Genomic DNA, 17,725 nt, shown 5'->3' with positions numbered 1-17,725 from the left:
TCTCGAACCGGTACCCCATCCCCGGCTCCGTGATGCTGCATCTCCCGGGGGCCGACCCCCGGACCCCCGACCGAGACCGACCCGTTCACCGGCGAGGCGGCGACCGACGCCGCCGCGGCGTCGGTCGCAGACGCCCAGCGCGCCGCCGAGGCAGCTCACGACGCGTTCGCGGCCTGGGCCGCGACGCCGGCCGAAGAGCGCGTCCGCCTGCTGCGCACCGCTGCGGACCTGCTCGGCAAACGGGCCCCGGACATCGCGGCCCCCGCAGTTCACTTCTCGAAGCGGTACCCCATCCCCGGCTCCGTGATGAAGTGCTTGGGGTGCGAAGGGTCCGCCTCCAGCTTCCGCCGCAGCTGGGCCATGTAGACCCGCAGGTAGTTGCTCTCCGTGCCGTACGACGGCCCCCAGACCTCCTGGAGGAGCTGCCGCTGCCCGACCAGCCGGCCGGTGTTGCGCACCAGCACCTCCAGCAGGTGCCACTCGGTGGGCGTGAGCCGTACGTCACGGCCGTGCCGCTGGACCTTCTTCGCGGCCAGGTCGACGGTGAACTCGTCGGTCTCCACCAGGACGTCGTCCTCGCCGCCCCCGGTGGGCTCGGCGCGGCGCACGGCGGCCCTCAGACGGGCCAGCAGCTCGTCCATGCCGAACGGCTTGGTCACGTAGTCGTCGGCGCCCGCGTCCAGCGCCTCGACCTTCTCGTCGGAGGAGTGCCGGGCGGACAGCACGAGGATCGGCACCCGGGTCCAGCCGCGCAGCCCTCTGATCACCTCGACGCCGTCCATGTCGGGCAGGCCGAGGTCGAGGACGACCACGTCGGGGTGGCGGGCGGCGGCGAGCCGGAGGGCCGTGGCGCCGTCGTGCGCCGCGTCGACCTCGTACTTGCGCGCCTTGAGGTTGATCACGAGGGCGCGCACGATCTGCGGCTCGTCGTCGATGACCAACACTCTGGTCATGTGGCCTGCCTTTCGGGTTCCGCCGCGGTGCTCTCGGGTTCCGCGCTCTGGGGTTCCGCTTCCGCGAAGGGTTCTTCGGGGAACTCCACGCGCGTGTGCGCCGCGCGGAGCGTCAGCACCATGGTGAGGCCTCCGCCGGGTGTGTCCTCGGCGTTGAGGGTGCCGTTCATCGCCTCCGCGAAACCCCGGGCCACCGCGAGCCCGAGCCCCACCCCGGCACCGCGCGGGGCGTCGCCGTAGCGCTGGAAGGGCGCGAAGATGCGTTCCTTGGCCTCGTCGGGGACGCCGGGGCCGCGGTCGACGACCCGCACCTCGACCCGGTCGGCGATGGCGCTGGCGGAGACCCGGACGAGCTCGCCGGGCGGGCTGTACTTGACGGCGTTCTCGACCAGGTTGGCCACCGAGCGCTCCAGGAGCCCAGGGTCCACGGCGACCATCGGCAGGCTCTCCGGGACGTCCAGCTCGACGCTTCCGTCGGGCACCCCGCCGAGCGCCATCGGCACCACCTCGTCGACGTCGATCTCCCGGATGAGCGGGGTGACCGTGCCGGTCTGGAGGCGGGACATGTCGAGCAGGTTGCCCACGAGGTGGTCGAGCCGGTCGGCGCCCTCCTCGATGCCCTCCAGGAGCTCCGCCTGGTCCTCCTCGGACCAGGCCACGTCGTCGGACCTGAGCGAGGAGACGGCCGCCTTGATCCCGGCGAGCGGGGTCCGCAGGTCGTGCGACACGGCCGCCAGGAGCGCCGTGCGGATCCGGTTGCCCTCGGCGAGCGTGCGGGCCCGGTCGGCCTCCTCCTGGAGGCGGCTGCGGTCCAGGACGACGGCTGCCTGGGCGGCGAACGCGGCCAGCACCCGGCGGTCCTCGGCGGGCAGCACCCGGCCGGTGAGCGCGAGCGCCATGTGGTCCCCCACGGGCATGTCGACGTCGGCGTCCTCCGGCCGCTCCACGGGCGGCCCGAGTCCGGAGCGGCCCGCGCAGGTCCAGGGCTCGGTGTCGCTCGCCCGTTCCAGCAGGGCCGCCGACTCCATGCCGAAGGTCTCCCGGACGCGCTCCAACAGCTCCTCCAGGCCGGTCTCGCCGCGCAGCACGTTCCCGGCGAGGAAGGACAGGATCTCCGACTCGGCGCGCAGCCGGGCGGCCTGATGGGTCCTCCTGGCCGCCAGGTCGACGACGGAGGCCACCGAGATGCCGACGCCCACGAAGATCACGATGGCGACGATGTTCTTCGGGTCGGCGATGGTCCAGCGGTGCAGGGGCGGTGTGTAGAAGTAGTTCAGCAGCAGCGAGCCGACCGCGGCCGAGGCGAGCGCCGGGAACAGCCCGCCGAGCAGGGCCGCGGCGACCACGAGCGCGAGGAACAGCAGCATGTCGTTGGCGAGGCCGAGGTCGACGGCGCTGAGCAGGACGGTCAGGAGTACCGGTCCCGCCATGCCGACCAGCCAGCCCCACAGGATGCGGGCCCGTCCGAGCCGGGCACCGCGGGCGACCGGCAGTCCACGCCCCTTGGCGACCTCGTCGTGGGTGACGATGTGCACGTCCAGGTCGGGCCCGGACTCCCTCGCGACGGTCGCGCCCACGCCCGGTCCGAAGACGTACTGCCAGGTCTTGCGGCGGGAGGAGCCGAGGACGATCTGGGTGGCGTTGACGCCGCGCGCGAAGTCGAGCAGCGCGGCCGGTATGTCGTCGCCGACGACGTGGTGAAAGGTTCCGCCGAGGTCCTCGGCCAGGGTGCGCTGGTCGGCGAGCTCCTTGGGCGAGGCGGAGGTCAGGCCGTCGCTGCGCGCTATGTAGACGGCGAGGACCTCACCGCCGGCGCCCTTCTCGGCCAGCCGCGCGGCCCGCCGGATGAGGGTGCGCCCCTCCGGCCCACCGGTCAGCCCGACCACGATCCGCTCCCGCGAACCCCAGATCCTGGAGACGCGGTGCTCGTTGCGGTACTGCTTGAGGTACTCGTCGACCCGGTCGGCCACCCACAGCAGGGCGAGCTCGCGCAGGGCGGTGAGGTTGCCGGGCCGGAAGTAGTTCGAGAGCGCCGCGTCGACCTTGTCCGGCTGGTAGATGTTGCCGTGCGCCATCCGCCGCCGCAGCGCCTGGGGCGACATGTCGACAAGCTCGATCTGGTCGGCCCGCCGTACGACCTCGTCGGGCACGGTCTCGCGCTGCCGCACCCCGGTGATCGACTCGACGACGTCGCCGAGGGACTCCAGGTGCTGGATGTTCACGGTCGAGACCACGTCGATCCCCGCCGCCAGCAGCTCCTCCACGTCCTGCCAGCGCTTGGCGTTGCGGGAGCCCGGGATGTTGGTGTGGGCGAGTTCGTCCACCAGGGCGACGGCGGGGGCCCGCCGCAGCACGGCGTCGACGTCCATCTCGGTGAAGACGGCGTCCCGGTACTCGATCTCCCGGCGCGGGATCTCCTCGAGCCCGTGCAGCATCACCTCGGTGCGCGGCCGCCCGTGATGCTCCACGAAGCCCACGACGCAGTCGGTGCCCCGCTCGACCCTGCGGTGGGCCTCGGACAGCATCGCGTACGTCTTCCCGACCCCCGGTGCCGCACCGAGGTAAATCCGAAGCCTGCCGCGTCCCATGAGCCCATTGTCTTCCGGTCACCACTGCCTACGCAGCGCCGACCCTACGTCCGACAACCCCGACGAAGGGGGCCGGAACGGGGGCTGGGCGTGCTCTTTGACGCAACTCTGACGCGGGGAGGGGCGCCGTGGCAGGGGTGGGGCGCAGCGGAGACCGGACGCCTCGACGTGCGGCCGGACCTGACCGGGCTCCCTCGGAAAGCCCCGTCGGGCACCAGGAACGCCGGCTCGGCCCCGCGCCGGTGGACGGACGTTGTGGTCATGCCCTTGGACTCGCTGAGCGATTCCCTGCCCCACTGAGCGCCCCCGCCCCACCCCTCAGCCCCCCACGATCTCCCCGTCCCCCAGCTCCAGCACCCGGTCCGCCAGGTCCAGCAGCGTCGCGTCGTGCGTGGCCACCAGCGCCGTGACGTTCTCGCTGCGTACGACGGCCCGCAGCAGTTCCATCACGGCGTGGCCGGTCTCCGCGTCCAGCTGGCCGGTCGGCTCGTCCGCGACGAGGAGGGTGGGGTTGTTGGCGAGGGCGCGGGCGATGGCGACACGCTGCTGCTGGCCGCCGGAGAGCTCACCGGGGCGCTGCTTCGCGTGGTCCGAGAGGCCGACCAGGGCGAGCAGCAGCTCGACGCGCTCCTCACGCGCGCGTGCCTCCGCCCGCCGCAGCCGCATCGGCACGCCGACGTTCTCCGCCGCCGTGAGGATCGGGATGAGCCCGAAGGACTGGAAGACGAAGCCGATACGGTCCCGGCGCAGTGCCAGCAGTCCGTCCTCGTCCAGCCCGGCGAGATCGACGCCGTCGAGCTCCACCCGCCCCCGGTCGGGCCGGTCGAGCCCGCCGACGATGTTGAGGAGCGTGGTCTTCCCGGAGCCCGAACGCCCCTTGAGAGCCACCAGCTCACCCCGCGGCACCTCGAAGGACACCCCGCGCAGCGCGTGCACCGCGCCGGCCCCCTCACCGAACGACCTGTGGATGTCCTCGACCCGCACCGCGGTCTCGGTGACCACCTGCGTCATACGTCCTCCCCCGTGAACCGTGAAACCCCTGAACCGCCGTGAAACCGGGCGCCAGTATCACCGTACGGCGCCCGGCCTTCAACGCTTTCAGCTCGGGTTGTCCCCGTGCGTGAGCGTCTCCCACGCCACGAAGAGACTGTTGCTGCCCGCCGGACGGTTCCGCTCGGTCAGCGCCTGCGTGTTAGTCATGCCCATGCCAAGCCGATTGTGCAGGGCGTTGTAGCCGACCTCGGTGACCGGCCCGAGTCCCAGCTTCAGCGACCCCCCGCACAGCCAACCGGGTACGGCCGTCCCCAGCTCGTACTTGGCCTGGAACCCCAGCGCCTGCCGCAGCCGCTCGCCCACATCGGTGCCGTACAGGTCCTGTCCCTGGATCCTGCTGGTCTCGGCGACGTGCGAGATCGCGGAGATGCCGTACCCGGTGTGCGTGAGGTCCCGGCAGGTCTCCTGGGTGAGCCCGGTGACGAAGGTCGACTGTCCCTGCCAGTAATTGACGATCTTCTCCCGGGTGTTGAGGTTCTGGCTCGGCACGGTCCTCGGCAGCGCGCCGTCGGACTCCAGGTACACGTACGCGGCGGTGCGGGTCCGGAACTTCCCCATCGCCTTGTCGTACGACGCCTTGTCCTCCAGGAAGACGGAGATGCCGACGGCGGCCTCCATCATCGACAGCTCCCAGTTCCCGTTGGAGTTCGAGCCGTTGATGATCTCCGGGAGGTAGACGGTGCGGAGCATGGTCGCGAAGCGCCCGGAGTTCGACCAGCTTCCGGTGTACGTGTACTTGATGATCTCGGCCGCCCTGGGCCACGTCGAGCCGGCCCAGCCGGTCTGGAGGGGCGCGTTGCTGTTGGTGTGGTCCGTGATCACCGCCGACCAGGCGTCCATGAGCTGGATGGCCTTCTTGGCGTACCGGTCGTCCCGCGTGATGTACCAGGCGAGCGCGTCGGTGTAGGCGGCGATCGCGTCCTCGCGCTCGTCGGTGCAGCCGTAGTTGGGGTTCGAGTACGACCCGCACTCGACGACCGCGCGCGGCTTCGGCGTGCGGTTCAGATCGGCGTACTTGCTCGCCAGCATCTTGTCGAAGGCGCCCTTCCAGGGCTGGGCGCCCGCGTTGACCTTGCCGCGGACGAAGTCCAACTGCCCCTGGGAGACGGTGACTCCCGGATGGACGAAGGTGGCGGGGGCGGCGTCGGCGGGTACGGCGAGAGCGCCGGCGGCGAGCGCCGCGGCGGTGGCGAGGAGAGCGGTTCTGCGCATACGGGGGAGGCCTTTCGTTCTCGTACATGAACGGAAAGCGCCTTTATGAACAGAGGCGTTGAGCGGAGACCGTAGGTACAGACCAATCGGCCGTCAAGACTCCGCGCACGCGAAAGGGCCGCACCCCAAGGACGGGGTACGGCCCTAGACGTCGTACGACTAGCGGACCTCGGTGATCTCCGGACCGCGCTGGAGCTGGCCCATCCCGCCGGAGAAGCGGGAGCCCTCCTCCTGCTGCTGGACGCCCTCGGGGACCATCTGGGCGTCGTTCGGCAGCTTGAGGACGATCGGGTCGCGGGGCGCCATCGGGCCCTCGCCGCGGACCACGACCGTGTCCCGGAAGATCTGCTCCAGGAGCCCGGCCGCCTGCGGCTGCACCGCGCCCTGGCCCGAGATCACACCGCGCAGGAACCAGCGCGGGCCGTCCACACCCACGAACCGGACGACCTGGAAGCCGCCCGTGCCGTCCGGCAGCTGCACCGGCACCTGGGCGCGCAGCTCCCAGCCCAGCGGACCCTCGACCTCGTCGACGATGCCGCCCTGCTGGGTGATGCCGGAGCCGATCTCCTCGCGCACCTCGCCCCAGATGCCCTCGCGCTTGGGAGCGGCGAAGGCCTGCAACTGGATGGCGCTGTCGCGCAGCACGACGGTGGCCGCGACGATCGCGTCGCCCGCGACCTCGACCCGCAGCTCCATGCCGTCGACACCCGGGACGAACAGACCGCCCAGGTCGACCCGGCCCTCGGCGGGGTCGCGCACCTCGGTGTCGTCCCAGGGCCCGTCGGGGCGCGGCTCCGGCTCCAGCCGTACGCGCTCGCGCTCTACGTCGTCCGCCTCAGTGTCGACACTGTCGACGACCTGCTCGGCCTCGCCGGCCGCGTCCTCGGCGGCACCCTTCTTCTTGCGACGTCCGAACACGTCACTGTCCTTCCCGGTCGGATACGACCGAAGCGTATCGATTCCCACCCGTATGACCGCCCACGGCGGCCGCATCGTCTGTATCGCCCCCGTCGCCCACGGCGGCGTGACCGCCGGTGGACCCGAAGCCCCCCTCGGCCCGCGCCGATCCGGGAAGCTCCGCGACCTCCTGGAAGCGGACCCTCTCGACCTGCTGGACGACGAGTTGGGCAATCCGGTCGAAGCGCTCGAACCGCACCGGCTCGTGCGGGTCGAGATTCACCACGATCACCTTGATCTCCCCACGGTACCCGGCATCAACCGTCCCCGGGGCATTCACGAGAGCGACACCGCAGCGGGCGGCGAGGCCGGATCGGGGGTGCACGAAGGCCGCGTACCCCTCCGGCAGCGCCACAGACACCCCGGTGGGCAGCACGGCCCGCTCCCCCGGCTTCAGTTCACGGCTCTCGGTGGTCCGCAGATCGGCGCCCGCGTCACCGGGGTGCGCGTACGCCGGAAGCGGTACGTCGGGGTCGACGCGCCGGATCAGCACGTCCACGGGGTCACGGCTCACGGGTTCACCTCGAAGGCACGGGCACGCCGGACCTGGTCCGGGTCGTCCATGGCGGCCCGGATCTCCTCCGGGCGGCCGTTGTCGATGAAGTGGTCCACCTTGACCTCGACGAACAGGGCGTCCGCGCGGACCGCGACGGGTCCCTCGGGACCGCCGATCCGGCCGGTCGCCCTCGAGAAGATCTTCCGCCCGGCCACCGCCGTCACCTCGGCCTCCAGGTACAGCACCGTGCCGACCGGCACCGGCCGCACGAAGTCGGTCTCCAGGCGGCCGGTCACGGCGATGGTGCGCAGCAGCCAGTTGAGCGAGCCCAGGGTCTCGTCGAGGGCGGTCGCGAGGACTCCGCCGTGGGCGAGCCCGGGAGCGCCCTGATGGGCGGGGCGCACGGTGAACTCGGCGGTGACCGAGACGCCCTCGCCGGCCCGCGCCTCCAGGTGCAGTCCGTGGGGCTGCTCGCCGCCACAGCCGAAACACTGGCCGTAGTGCGCACCGAGCAGCTCACCGGGCGCGGGAGCGTCCGGGTGTCGCACAGGTTGCGCCGCGTCGGCGGGAGGCCGGAGAGCCGGGGAAGTACCACTCACAGGCGCAGACCTTACCCGCCCGCCCGTCTCCCACCGCCACCCCGCTTGACAGCGCTTCGCGCCGGCTCCCCCTGACATCGGGTGTGTCAGGACACCGTGCCAAGCTTGGCTTCATGCAGCCCTCCGCCGTCCCGTACGACGAACGCCTCACCGCCCCCCGCTCCTGGTGGCTGATCTCCTTCCTGGTCGGGGTCGCCCTCGCGCTGATCCTGCTCCCCTTCGGCACGCTGCCGCTGCTCGGCGGCCTGGTCGGCGGCACCGCGGCGGCGGCGGTCATGGCGAGTTCCTACGGCTCCCTGCGCATCCGTGTGGTGGGCGACTCGCTGATCGCGGGCGAGGCGAAGATCCCGGTGTCGGCGCTGGGTGACGCGGAGATCCTGGACCCGGAGGAGGCCCGGGCCTGGCGGACCTACAAGGCCGACACCCGCGCGTTCCTGCTGCTGCGGGCCTACATCCCGAGGGCGCTGAAGGTCGAGGTCACCGATCCGGCCGACCCGACGCCCTACCTGTACCTGTCGACGCGGGACCCGGAGCGGCTGGCCGAGGCGCTGAAGGCGGCCCGCACCACCGCCGCCTAGAACGTTCGTGCAGGGCTTCACCCGAGAGTGGGGCCCGCACTTCTCACGGAAGTCTTACTTCTCCAGCTCCAGCGGGTTCTCCGGAACCTCCAGAGCCGGCAGCGCGGGGAGGTCGCTCCAGGGCACCTGCATCCTGCGCAGGTCCTGGCGGATGCGTTCGGCGAGCTTCCTGGTGTCCCGGCGGTTCATGACCGCACCCACGGCCGCGCCCACCATGAACGGCATCAGGTTCGGCAGGTCACGGATCATCCGCTTCATGATCTGCTGCCGCAGCTGCTGCTTCATACGGCTGTTCACGGCGTTGTTGAACGTCGACGGCTTCTTCACGTCGATCCCGCGCTCCCCGGACCAGGAGTTCAGATACGCGGTGCTGCGCTCCCGGAGGTTTCCGGGCGGCCGTACGCCGTAGACCTCGTGCAGCTCGGCGATCAGCTTCAGCTCGATCGCGGCCACGCCGGTGATCTCGGCGGCCAGTTCGGTCGGCATCGCCGGCGGCACGGGGAGCATCGCCGCCGCACCGACCCCGGCGCCGACCGTCGCGGTGGCGCTCGCCGCGCCCGTGACGAGCTTGTCGGCGAGCTCCTCGGGGCCGAGGCCGGGGAACTGGCGACGGAGGGTCGCGAGGTCCCGTACGGGGACACGCGGGGCGATCTCGATGATCCGGTCGGTGAGGTACGCCAGGCCCGCCCTGGCCCGGCTACCGCCCTTGCGGACCCCTTCCCGGGCCTTGTCCCGGATCGCCGCCCCACGCCGTCCGGCGACGGGAGGAGGCGTCCTGGTCGGGTCGGCCGGCACCGGGAGGTCAGCCCGGCCGGCCGCCGGTTCGAGCGAGGCTCCCGGATCGAAAGAGCCCCGCTCGTCGTCACGCGCGCGCTGAGGACCGACGGACGGCCCTTGGTCCGCCTTCCGCAGGGGAAAGCGGCGCTTCCTAGGAGGGGTCGAGCCAGTCATGCCCGACCCGCCCTCAGTCGCAGTCGCGGCAGATCGGCTGGCCGTTCTTCTCGCGGGCCAGCTGGCTGCGGTGGTGCACCAGGAAGCAGCTCATGCAGGTGAACTCGTCCTGCTGCTTGGGCAGCACCCGGACGGCCAGCTCCTCGTTGGAGAGGTCTGCGCCGGGCAGTTCCAGGCCTTCCGCGGCCTCGAACTCGTCCACGTCGACGGCGGACGTCGACTTGTCGTTCCTCCGGGCCTTGAGCTCTTCAAGGCTGTCCGAGTCGACGTCGTCGTCGGTCTTGCGTGGGGTGTCGTAATCCGTTGCCATGTCGCTCTCCCCCTCTGGGTGTCTGCGGTGTCTCCAGCGCACGTAACGCGTGAGAGGCCGGACTTGTGCCCGACCCGAGGCGGAGATTTTGCCTCACATCAAGGTCTGTTACTCAATCGACACCCAACCGGACTCCTCTTGAGTGATCGGGTTGGATGGCGATCGGGACCGTACACGGTCCGAATCCCGCACTTCAAAGGCGTCTCACCGTGTACTTCCCGTGATCACGACCCCTGAAAACCCGGATTATCCCGGCTTTCCGACAGGGTGCATGATCACTGAGAGTAGATGGCCGGAAAATCTCCCTTGTGATCGATCACACACGGAACAGTCCGCCGGGTGCCCAGAAAATTCCGCGCAAAGCGAACATCCCCGAGTGTCGATCTCAGTGCGGGGGCCATGATCTCAGACCGGCAGGGCGACTCGCATCACGAGCCCACCCCCTTCACGCGGCTGAGCCGTGATGTGCCCGCCGTGCGCCCGCGCCACAGACCGCACGATGGACAGGCCGAGTCCGACGCCCTTGTCGCTGCCGGTGCGGTCGGCGCCGCGCAGCCGCTTGAAGGGCTCGAAGAGATTGTCGACCTCGTACGCCGGCACCACCGGGCCCGTGTTGGAGACCGTGAGCACCGCCTGGCCGTGCCGGACCTCCGTGGTGACCTCGACCCAGCCGTCCTCGGGCACGTTGTAGCGCACGGCGTTCTGTACGAGGTTCAGGGCGATGCGCTCCAGCAGGACGCCGTTGCCCTGGACGACCGCGGACTTCTGCTCGCCGCGGATCGCCACGCCCTTGGCCTCGGCCTCGCCGCGCACCTGGTCGACCGCCTGCTCCGCGACCTCGGCGAGGTCCACGGGCTTGCGCTCGACGATCTGGTTGTCGCTGCGGGCGAGCAGCAGCAGGCCCTCCACGAGCTGCTCACTGCGCTCGTTGGTGGCCAGCAGGGTCTTGCCGAGCTGCTGGAGCTCCACCGGCGCGCCCGGATCGGACAGGTGCACCTCCAGGAGCGTGCGGTTGATCGCCAGCGGTGTCCGCAGCTCGTGCGAGGCGTTGCCGACGAAACGCTGCTGGGCCGTGAAGGCCCGCTCCAGGCGTTCCAGCATGTCGTCGAAGGTGTCGGCCAGTTCCTTGATCTCGTCGTCCGGGCCGTCCAGCTCGATCCGGCGGGAGAGGTCCGAGCCGGCCACCGCGCGGGCGGTGCGCAGGATCCGGCCCAGCGGCGACAGGACACGGCCGGCCATCGCGTAGCCGAAGGCGAAGGCGATGATCGCGAGGCCGAGCAGGGCCAGCAGGGAACGGCTGAGGAGGTCGTCGAGGGCGTGTTGGCGCTGGTCGTTGACGCAGGCGTTGATGGCCTTGTTCATGACCTCGGAGGTGCCGCTGTCAGGCAGGTTGCGGCAGATTTCGCTGCTGACATTGCCCGAGGTGATCTCGAAGGGCAGTTTGCTGCCCACGTTCAGCGCCTGCGCGGCCACCAGGTAGATGATCGACAGCAGCAGGATGCCCGCGATCAGGAACATGCCGCCGTACAGCAGCGTGAGCCTTATGCGGATGGTCGGGCGCAGCCAGGGCAGCTGCGGGGCCGGCCGCCTGGGGTCCCAGGTGGGTTTCGGAGGGGCCTGGGGAGGAGCGGGAGTCGAAGCCACGGGATATCAGATCCGGTAGCCCGAGCCGGGGACGGTGACGATCACCGCGGGTTCGCCCAGCTTGCGGCGCAGGGTCATGACGGTCACCCGCACGACGTTGGTGAAGGGGTCGGTGTTCTCGTCCCACGCCTTCTCCAGGAGCTGCTCCGCGGAGACGACGGCGCCCTCGGAGCGCATCAGCACCTCCAGGACAGCGAACTCCTTCGGCGCGAGCTGGACCTCCTTGCCGTCGCGGAAGACCTCGCGGCGGTTGGGGTCGAGCTTGATCCCGGCACGCTCCAGGACCGGCGGCAGGGGCACGCTGGTGCGCCGGCCGAGGGCGCGCACGCGTGCCGTCAGCTCGCTGAACGCGAAGGGCTTCGGCAGGTAGTCGTCGGCGCCGATCTCCAGGCCCTCGACGCGGTCGCTGACGTCACCGGAGGCCGTGAGCATCAACACGCGCGTGGGCATGCCGAGTTCGACGATCTTGCGGCAGACGTCGTCACCGTGGACGAGGGGGAGGTCGCGGTCGAGGACGACCACGTCGTAGTCGTTGACGCCGATGCGCTCCAGGGCGGCCGCACCGTCGTACACGACGTCGACGGCCATGGCCTCCCGGCGCAGTCCGGTGGCCACCGCATCGGCGAGCAGCTGCTCGTCCTCGACGACGAGTACGCGCACGTCGCTTGTCCTTCCTGTGTCCACCCGCGTAGCGCGCTTCGGGCACCGCACGGGCAGGAGTTCGGGTGAGTGTTGGTCTCCATCCTGCCCTTTTCGGCCATAAGTCGGCGGTAAGGCGGATGAGGGGCAGCTGAAAGACAGGTGTGAGAGCGGGAATGCGGGATTTTCTCGCGTGGTTGAGGTTTCCGGCGGAAGGAGCGGGGGGAGGACGGCTTTACACCCCGCGATCACGCTCTGCACGTGCCGTACCACCATGCGGCACGACGCGCTCCCGTTTGTCCAGAGCGGGCGTGGGTGTCCGGCACCGTCGCCGCCCGGCAGGGCAGCGCTGGGCACCCGTAGGAGACGTGATCGCCCCTTCCGAACGGCACACCCCCGTGCCACCGACTCACGACCCAGGACGAGGGGGCGCAGCATGGACGCATTCACCGCAGGACTTCTGCAGCGCATAAGGGCGACCGAGACCGACCTGACGCGGGCTCGCAACGAGGGCGACGACTTCCTCGTCGAGGTGGAGCAGGGCGAGCTCGACGACCTGCGCCGCCTCGCCGCCGAGCACGGTGTGGAGGTCGGCGCCTAGCGTCTGATCGGCTTCGCGGCACGACAGCGGACCCCCGGCGAATCCAGCGCCGGGGGTCCGCTGCGTCGGCGTACGGCCGCGTTCACCTCGTGTTCGTACGGTGGTCGCCCCTCAGTCGTGCCAGGCGCCGAAGTCCTCCAGGAGCCGCTGGAGGGGCTCGAAGACGCCCGGGGTCCCTGCGACCGTGAGGGACGGGTTGGGGCGCTCTCCGGGGCGTCCGCCGGTCAGGGCGCCCGCCTCCCGGGCGACGAGGTCACCGGCTCCGTAGTCCCAGGCGTTCAGGCCCCGCTCGTAGTAGCCGTCGAGGCGGCCCGCGGCCAGGTCGCACAGGTCGACCGCCGCCGATCCGCCGCGGCGGATGTCACGCAGCAGCGGGATCAGCCGCGCGGCCACCTCGGCCTGGTGCGCGCGGACCTCGCTGACGTAGTTGAAGCCCGTCGACACCAGGGCCTGCTCCAGGAGCGGCGCCGGGCGGCAGGTCAGCCTGCGCTCGCCCTCCCAGGCACCGCTGGCCCAGGCGCCCGCGCCGCGGACCGCGTGGTACGTCTCCCCGCGCATCGGCACCGCGACGACCCCGACGACGGTCTCGCCGTCCTGCTCGGCCGCGATGGAGACGGACCAGGTCGGCAGTCCGTAGAGGTAGTTGACGGTGCCGTCGAGCGGGTCGATCACCCAGCGGATCCCGCTGGTGCCCTCGGTGGACGCGCCTTCCTCGCCGAGGAAGCCGTCGTCCGGGCGACGCTCGGAGATCAGGTCGGTGATCAGCTTCTCCGCCGCGATGTCCATCTCGGTCACCACGTCGATGGGGCTGGACTTGGTCCTGGCGACCTCGAGGTCGGCCGGGCGGCCGTCCCGCAGCAGGGTGCCGGCGCGCCGGGCCGCCTCCTGGGCCAGCTGAAGCAGTTCCGCGTGCAGGGGGTCGGTCACGGCGCTCCTCACGCGTACGGGCTGTCGGCGCCCGCGGCGGCGGGCTTGGGGGCACGGGCGGGGCAGCACCCGACCGGGCAGAGGTTGTGGCTCGCCCCGAGGGCGCCCAGGGCGCAGGGGGTGACCTCCTGGCCGCGCTCCACGGAGGCGCGCTCCAGGACGAGGTCGCGGATCGCGGCGGCGAACCGCGGGTCGGCGCCGACGGTCGCCGACCGGCGCATCGGCAGGCCCAGCTCCTCGGCCTTGGCCTTGGCCTCGGTGTCGAGGTCGTAGAGGACCTCCATGTGGTCGGAGACGAAGCCGATGGGCGCGATCACCACGGCCGGGACGCCGGAGGCGTGCCGCTCCTCCAGGTGGTCGCAGATGTCGGGCTCCAGCCACGGGATGTGCGGGGCGCCGGAGCGCGACTGGTAGACGAGCTGCCAGGGGTGGTCGACGCCGGTGCGCTCACGGACCGCGTCGGCGATCAGCCGGGCGACCTCCAGGTGCTGGGCGACGTACGCGCCGCCCTCGCCGTGGCTCTCGGCCGGGCCGGAGGTGTCCGCGGACGCGGTCGGGATCGAGTGGGTCGAGAAGGCGATGTGGGCGCCCTCGCGGACCTCCTCGGGGAGCTCGGCGAGGGACTCGATCACTCCGTCGACCATCGGCTCCACGAAGCCGGGGTGGTTGAAGTAGTGCCGCAGCTTGTCGATCCTCGGCGGCTGAAGGCCCTCGGCCTCCAGGGCGGCCAGCGAGTCGGCGAGGTTCTCGCGGTACTGGCGGCAGCCCGAGTAGGAGGCGTAGGCGCTGGTGGCGAGGACCAGGACGCGGCGGTGGCCGTCGGCGACCATCTCGCGCAGGGTGTCGGTGAGGTAGGGCGCCCAGTTGCGGTTGCCCCAGTAGATCGGCAGGCCCAGGCCGTGGTCCGCGAAGTCCTTGCGGAGGGCGTCCAGCAGGGCGCGGTTCTGGTCGTTGATCGGGCTGACCCCGCCGAACAGGAAGTAGTGCTGCCCGACTTCCTTGAGGCGTTCCTTGGGGATGCCTCGCCCGCGCGTCACGTTCTCCAGGAACGGGACCACGTCGTCCGGGCCCTCGGGGCCTCCGAACGAGAGCAGGAGCAGGGCGTCGTAGGGGGTGGCGTCGAGCGCGTCTCGCATGGGTCGATCCTGTCATCCGGTACTGACAGCCGGGAAACGGCGGGGTGACCACCCGGGTTCCCGGCCCGTTCGGACGGGTGCGTTAGGGTCACCTCACTCGTAAGCTGTATGGGCCGCGTTGACGCCTTACGTCGCGGCCGCCCGCCAGCTGCCCCTTGTCCGACCGGAGACCTCCGTGCCCAGCCCCTACCGCGCCCTGTTCGCCGCCCCCGGCTCCAAGGGCTTCTCCGCCGCGGGGTTCGTCGGCCGGATGCCGCTGTCGATGATGGGCATCGGCGTGGTCACGATGATCTCCCAGCTCACCGGCAGGTACGGGCTCGCGGGCTCGCTGTCGGCCACCATCGCGCTGGCGGCCGCGGCGATCGGGCCGCAGGTGTCACGGCTGGTGGACCTGCACGGCCAGCGCCGGGTGCTGCGCCCGGCGACCCTCGTCGCGCTCGTGGCGTCCGCGGGGATGCTGCTCGCCGCGCACTTCGGCTGGCCGGACTGGGTGCTGTTCGTGTGCGCCGTCGGCATCGGCTCGGTGCCGAGCCTCGGCGCGATGATCCGCGCGCGGTGGGCGGCCCTGTACCGGGGCACCCCGCAGCTGCACACGGCCTACTCCTTCGAGTCGGTCGTCGACGAGGTCTGCTTCATCTTCGGGCCGATCATCTCCATCGGGCTCTCCACGGCCTGGTTCCCTGAGGCGGGCCCGCTGCTCGCGGCCTGCTTCCTGGCGGTCGGCGTCTTCTGGCTGACCGCGCAGCGGGCCACCGAGCCGGCCCCGCACCCGCGCGAGCAGGACGGCGGCCGTACGGCGCTGCGCTCGCCGGGCCTCCAGGTCCTGGTGGCCACCTTCGTGGCGACCGGCACGATCTTCGGGGCGGTGGACGTGGTCACCGTGGCCTTCGCCGACGAGCAGGGTCACAAGGGGGCCGCGAGTGTGGTGCTCGCCCTCTACGCGGCGGGTTCGTGTGTCGCGGGGCTCGTCTTCGGGTTGCTGCACCTGCCGGGAGCGCCCGAGCGCCGCTGGCTGCTGGGCATATGCGCCATGGCCGTGAGTATGATCCCCCTCCTACTGGTCGGAAACTTGCCGTTTCTGGCCGTGGCGCTGTTCGTAGCGGGTCTGTCCATCGCTCCCACGATGATCACGACGATGTCCCTGATCGAGCAGCACGTACCACGCGCGCAACTGACCGAGGGCATGACCTGGATCAGCACCGGGCTCGCGGTGGGGGTCGCGCTCGGCTCCTCGGTGGCCGGCTGGGTGATCGACGCGGCCGGTGCGCGCGCCGGGTACGGGGTTCCGGCGGTCGCCGGGGCCGTCGCGGTCGCGGTCGGTTTCCTGGGGTACCGCCGGCTCAGCAGGCCGGCTCCACGTCGGGGAGGCACCGTTGAGCACGGCAGCGAGCGGGAAGAACGGCACGTGGCGTAACTGGGGCGGCAATGTCACCGCCCGTCCCGCGCGGGAGGTCACGCCCGCCTCGGTCGACGAGCTGGCGGCTGCCGTGCGGAAGGCCGCCGAGGACGGTCTGAAGGTGAAGGCCGTCGGCACCGGGCACTCCTTCACGTCCATCGCGGCGACCGACGGTGTGTTGATCCGCCCTCAACTGTTGACCGGTATCCGCAACATTGACCGGGACGCCATGACCGTCACGGTGGAGGCCGGCACTCCGCTCAAGAGGCTCAACATGGCTCTCGCGCGCGAGGGGCTCTCGCTCACCAACATGGGCGACATCATGGAGCAGACGGTCTCCGGGGCCACCAGCACCGGCACCCACGGCACCGGCCGCGAGTCGGGCTCGATAGCCGCCCAGATCAGGGGACTCGAGCTGGTCACGGCCGACGGGTCGGTGCTCAGCTGCTCCGAGAAGGAGAACCCCGAGGTCTTCGCGGCCGCGCGGATCGGCCTGGGCGCGCTCGGCATCGTCACCGCGATCACCTTCGCCGTGGAGCCGATCTTTTTGCTCACCGCCCGCGAGGAGCCGATGAGCTTCGACAAGGTCACCAGCGCCTTCGACGAACTCTGGGCCGAGAACGAACACTTCGAGTTCTACTGGTTCCCGCACACCGGCTCCACCAACACCAAGCGCAACAACCGCAGCGCGGGCCCCGAGCAGCCGGTGCCGCAGCTGAAGGGCTGGATCGAGGACGAGTTCCTCTCCAACGGCGTCTTCCAGGTGGCGCAGTGGGTGGGCCGCGCCGCGCCGGGCACGATTCCCTCGATCGCCCGGATCTCCAGCAAGGCGCTGTCCGCGCGGACCTACACCGACATCCCGTACAAGGTCTTCACGTCGCCCCGCCGGGTGCGGTTCGTGGAGATGGAGTACGCCGTCCCGCGCGAGGCCGTCGTCGAGACCCTGCGGGAACTGAAGGCCGCGGTGGACCGCTCGGGCCTCAGGGTCAGCTTCCCCGTGGAGGTGCGCACCGCGCCCGCGGACGACATCACGCTGTCCACCGCGTCCGGCCGGGACACCGCGTACATCGCCGTCCACATGGTCAAGGGGACGCCCTACCAGGCGTACTTCACGGCCGCGGAGCGGATCTTCACGGCGCACGAGGGGCGCCCGCACTGGGGCAAGGTGCACACGCGCGACGCCGAGTACTTCCATGGCGTCTACCCGCGCTTCGGCGAGTTCACCGCGCTCCGTGACCGGCTCGACCCCGACCGCCGCTTCCAGAACGACTACCTGCGCAGGGTGTTGGGGCCGTAGCGGAGCTGGCGGGCTCGCAGCGGGACCCAGCGGCCGTTCCGTTTCTGGACATTGCGTGAAGTGCGCCACGTTCAAGATCCCCGAACCGCTCAACAGGCGGCCGGACATCACTTCTTGAACGAAGTTGAGTGGCGCGCCAATCCACGCACGTGGCCCAAATGGAGTACTGTTGCGAGCCCTGGGTCCGGGCTCCCGCCAGGGCGTCCGTGGCCTTCAAGGGCGGCCGGGAGGGGGCTAGTTGCACAGGGTGACGGAGTTGGTCACTTAGCGTTGCGAATAGGTAACCGTGCCATAACGGCGATCCAGGGCCCGTGCCCGACACGCCGGGCAACTCGGCAAGGTTGTGGCAGGCTGCACCCGGGCAGGCCACACTCGACTAGCGGAAGCA

At 71.0% G+C, this 17,725-nt stretch carries 18 protein-coding genes; 5 read left to right on the top strand and 13 right to left on the bottom strand.

Translation table 11 applies throughout. The features are described 5' to 3' along the window. Positions 1 to 39: 39 nt before the first annotated feature. Positions 40 to 366, top strand: a complete 327-nt coding sequence (locus AC2XR2_RS33135) for an aldehyde dehydrogenase family protein (protein WP_491518546.1) — start codon at positions 40 to 42, stop codon at positions 364 to 366. Here AC2XR2_RS33135 and AC2XR2_RS33130 read toward each other — a convergent pair. The 7 genes from AC2XR2_RS33130 to AC2XR2_RS33100 all read right to left on the bottom strand — a co-directional run bounded on the left by AC2XR2_RS33130 (position 270) and on the right by AC2XR2_RS33100 (position 7,858). Then, positions 270 to 953 carry a response regulator gene (locus AC2XR2_RS33130; RefSeq protein WP_330263945.1) on the bottom strand — a complete coding sequence of 228 codons (684 nt, stop codon included), beginning with the start codon at positions 951 to 953 and terminating at the stop codon, positions 270 to 272. The two genes, AC2XR2_RS33135 and AC2XR2_RS33130, sit on opposite strands and share 97 nt — an antisense overlap. After that, positions 950 to 3,541, bottom strand: coding sequence for a DUF4118 domain-containing protein (locus AC2XR2_RS33125; RefSeq protein ID WP_491517030.1), 2,592 nt, complete (start codon positions 3,539 to 3,541; stop codon positions 950 to 952). Before AC2XR2_RS33125 ends, AC2XR2_RS33130 begins: the two co-directional genes overlap by 4 nt. Before the next feature lie 318 nt (positions 3,542 to 3,859). Next, entirely contained in the window at positions 3,860 to 4,552 is a 693-nt protein-coding gene (locus AC2XR2_RS33120) for an ABC transporter ATP-binding protein (protein WP_381302303.1), read from the bottom strand. 87 nt (positions 4,553 to 4,639) lie between these two features. Beyond that, positions 4,640 to 5,806 (bottom strand): alginate lyase family protein, encoded by a 1,167-nt coding sequence (locus AC2XR2_RS33115; RefSeq protein WP_491517029.1) that lies wholly within the window; start codon positions 5,804 to 5,806, stop codon positions 4,640 to 4,642. A gap of 159 nt (positions 5,807 to 5,965) precedes the next feature. After that, positions 5,966 to 6,724, bottom strand: a complete 759-nt coding sequence (locus AC2XR2_RS33110; RefSeq protein ID WP_330263949.1) for a DUF3710 domain-containing protein — start codon at positions 6,722 to 6,724, stop codon at positions 5,966 to 5,968. Position 6,725: 1 nt separating this feature from the next. Beyond that, on the bottom strand, positions 6,726 to 7,277 hold the full coding sequence (gene dut / locus AC2XR2_RS33105) for a dUTP diphosphatase (RefSeq protein ID WP_381302301.1): 552 nt from the start codon (positions 7,275 to 7,277) through the stop codon (positions 6,726 to 6,728). Next, positions 7,274 to 7,858, bottom strand: coding sequence for a PaaI family thioesterase (locus AC2XR2_RS33100; protein WP_381302300.1), 585 nt, complete (start codon positions 7,856 to 7,858; stop codon positions 7,274 to 7,276). The genes dut and AC2XR2_RS33100 overlap by 4 nt, the downstream gene beginning before the upstream one ends. A gap of 113 nt (positions 7,859 to 7,971) precedes the next feature. Here AC2XR2_RS33100 and AC2XR2_RS33095 point away from each other — a divergent pair, with 113 nt between their 5' ends. Beyond that, the gene (locus AC2XR2_RS33095; RefSeq protein WP_330263952.1) at positions 7,972 to 8,436 is read left to right on the top strand and encodes a DUF3093 domain-containing protein; all 465 of its coding nucleotides are present in this window, start codon (positions 7,972 to 7,974) and stop codon (positions 8,434 to 8,436) included. Between the two features lie 54 nt (positions 8,437 to 8,490). Here the strand turns inward: AC2XR2_RS33095 and AC2XR2_RS33090 are convergent, their stop codons facing one another. The 4 genes from AC2XR2_RS33090 to AC2XR2_RS33075 form a co-directional block, all read right to left on the bottom strand. Beyond that, positions 8,491 to 9,387: a hypothetical protein gene (locus tag AC2XR2_RS33090; protein ID WP_381302299.1), complete on the bottom strand. Its 897-nt coding sequence runs from the start codon at positions 9,385 to 9,387 to the stop codon at positions 8,491 to 8,493. A 13-nt stretch (positions 9,388 to 9,400) separates the two neighbouring features. Beyond that, positions 9,401 to 9,697, bottom strand: coding sequence for a DUF4193 domain-containing protein (locus AC2XR2_RS33085; RefSeq protein WP_005481602.1), 297 nt, complete (start codon positions 9,695 to 9,697; stop codon positions 9,401 to 9,403). Positions 9,698 to 10,102: 405 nt separating this feature from the next. Next, the gene (locus AC2XR2_RS33080) at positions 10,103 to 11,341 is read right to left on the bottom strand and encodes a sensor histidine kinase (RefSeq protein ID WP_381302298.1); all 1,239 of its coding nucleotides are present in this window, start codon (positions 11,339 to 11,341) and stop codon (positions 10,103 to 10,105) included. A gap of 6 nt (positions 11,342 to 11,347) precedes the next feature. After that, complete coding sequence (locus tag AC2XR2_RS33075; protein ID WP_030605557.1) at positions 11,348 to 12,001, bottom strand: response regulator transcription factor; 654 nt, start codon at positions 11,999 to 12,001, stop codon at positions 11,348 to 11,350. 415 nt (positions 12,002 to 12,416) lie between these two features. Between AC2XR2_RS33075 and AC2XR2_RS33070 the strand changes: the two genes are divergently transcribed. After that, positions 12,417 to 12,581 (top strand): hypothetical protein, encoded by a 165-nt coding sequence (locus tag AC2XR2_RS33070; protein WP_330263955.1) that lies wholly within the window; start codon positions 12,417 to 12,419, stop codon positions 12,579 to 12,581. A gap of 111 nt (positions 12,582 to 12,692) precedes the next feature. On the opposite strand, the gene AC2XR2_RS33065 is transcribed toward AC2XR2_RS33070, so the two are convergent. After that, positions 12,693 to 13,508, bottom strand: a complete 816-nt coding sequence (locus AC2XR2_RS33065) for an inositol monophosphatase family protein (RefSeq protein WP_491517028.1) — start codon at positions 13,506 to 13,508, stop codon at positions 12,693 to 12,695. A gap of 8 nt (positions 13,509 to 13,516) precedes the next feature. After that, positions 13,517 to 14,644, bottom strand: a complete 1,128-nt coding sequence (locus AC2XR2_RS33060) for a ferrochelatase (protein ID WP_491517027.1) — start codon at positions 14,642 to 14,644, stop codon at positions 13,517 to 13,519. A 175-nt stretch (positions 14,645 to 14,819) separates the two neighbouring features. Here AC2XR2_RS33060 and AC2XR2_RS33055 point away from each other — a divergent pair, with 175 nt between their 5' ends. Then, positions 14,820 to 16,058 carry an MFS transporter gene (locus tag AC2XR2_RS33055; RefSeq protein ID WP_381302295.1) on the top strand — a complete coding sequence of 413 codons (1,239 nt, stop codon included), beginning with the start codon at positions 14,820 to 14,822 and terminating at the stop codon, positions 16,056 to 16,058. Beyond that, on the top strand, positions 16,018 to 17,337 hold the full coding sequence (locus AC2XR2_RS33050; RefSeq protein ID WP_381302294.1) for a D-arabinono-1,4-lactone oxidase: 1,320 nt from the start codon (positions 16,018 to 16,020) through the stop codon (positions 17,335 to 17,337). The genes AC2XR2_RS33055 and AC2XR2_RS33050 overlap by 41 nt, the downstream gene beginning before the upstream one ends. The last annotated feature ends 388 nt before the right edge of the window (positions 17,338 to 17,725 follow it).

The sequence above is a fragment of the Streptomyces sp. LS-MS-L19 genome, assembly GCF_058382285.1.
Note: the sequence above shows the minus strand (reverse complement) of the source record. Positions and strands in the feature narration are given on the sequence as shown.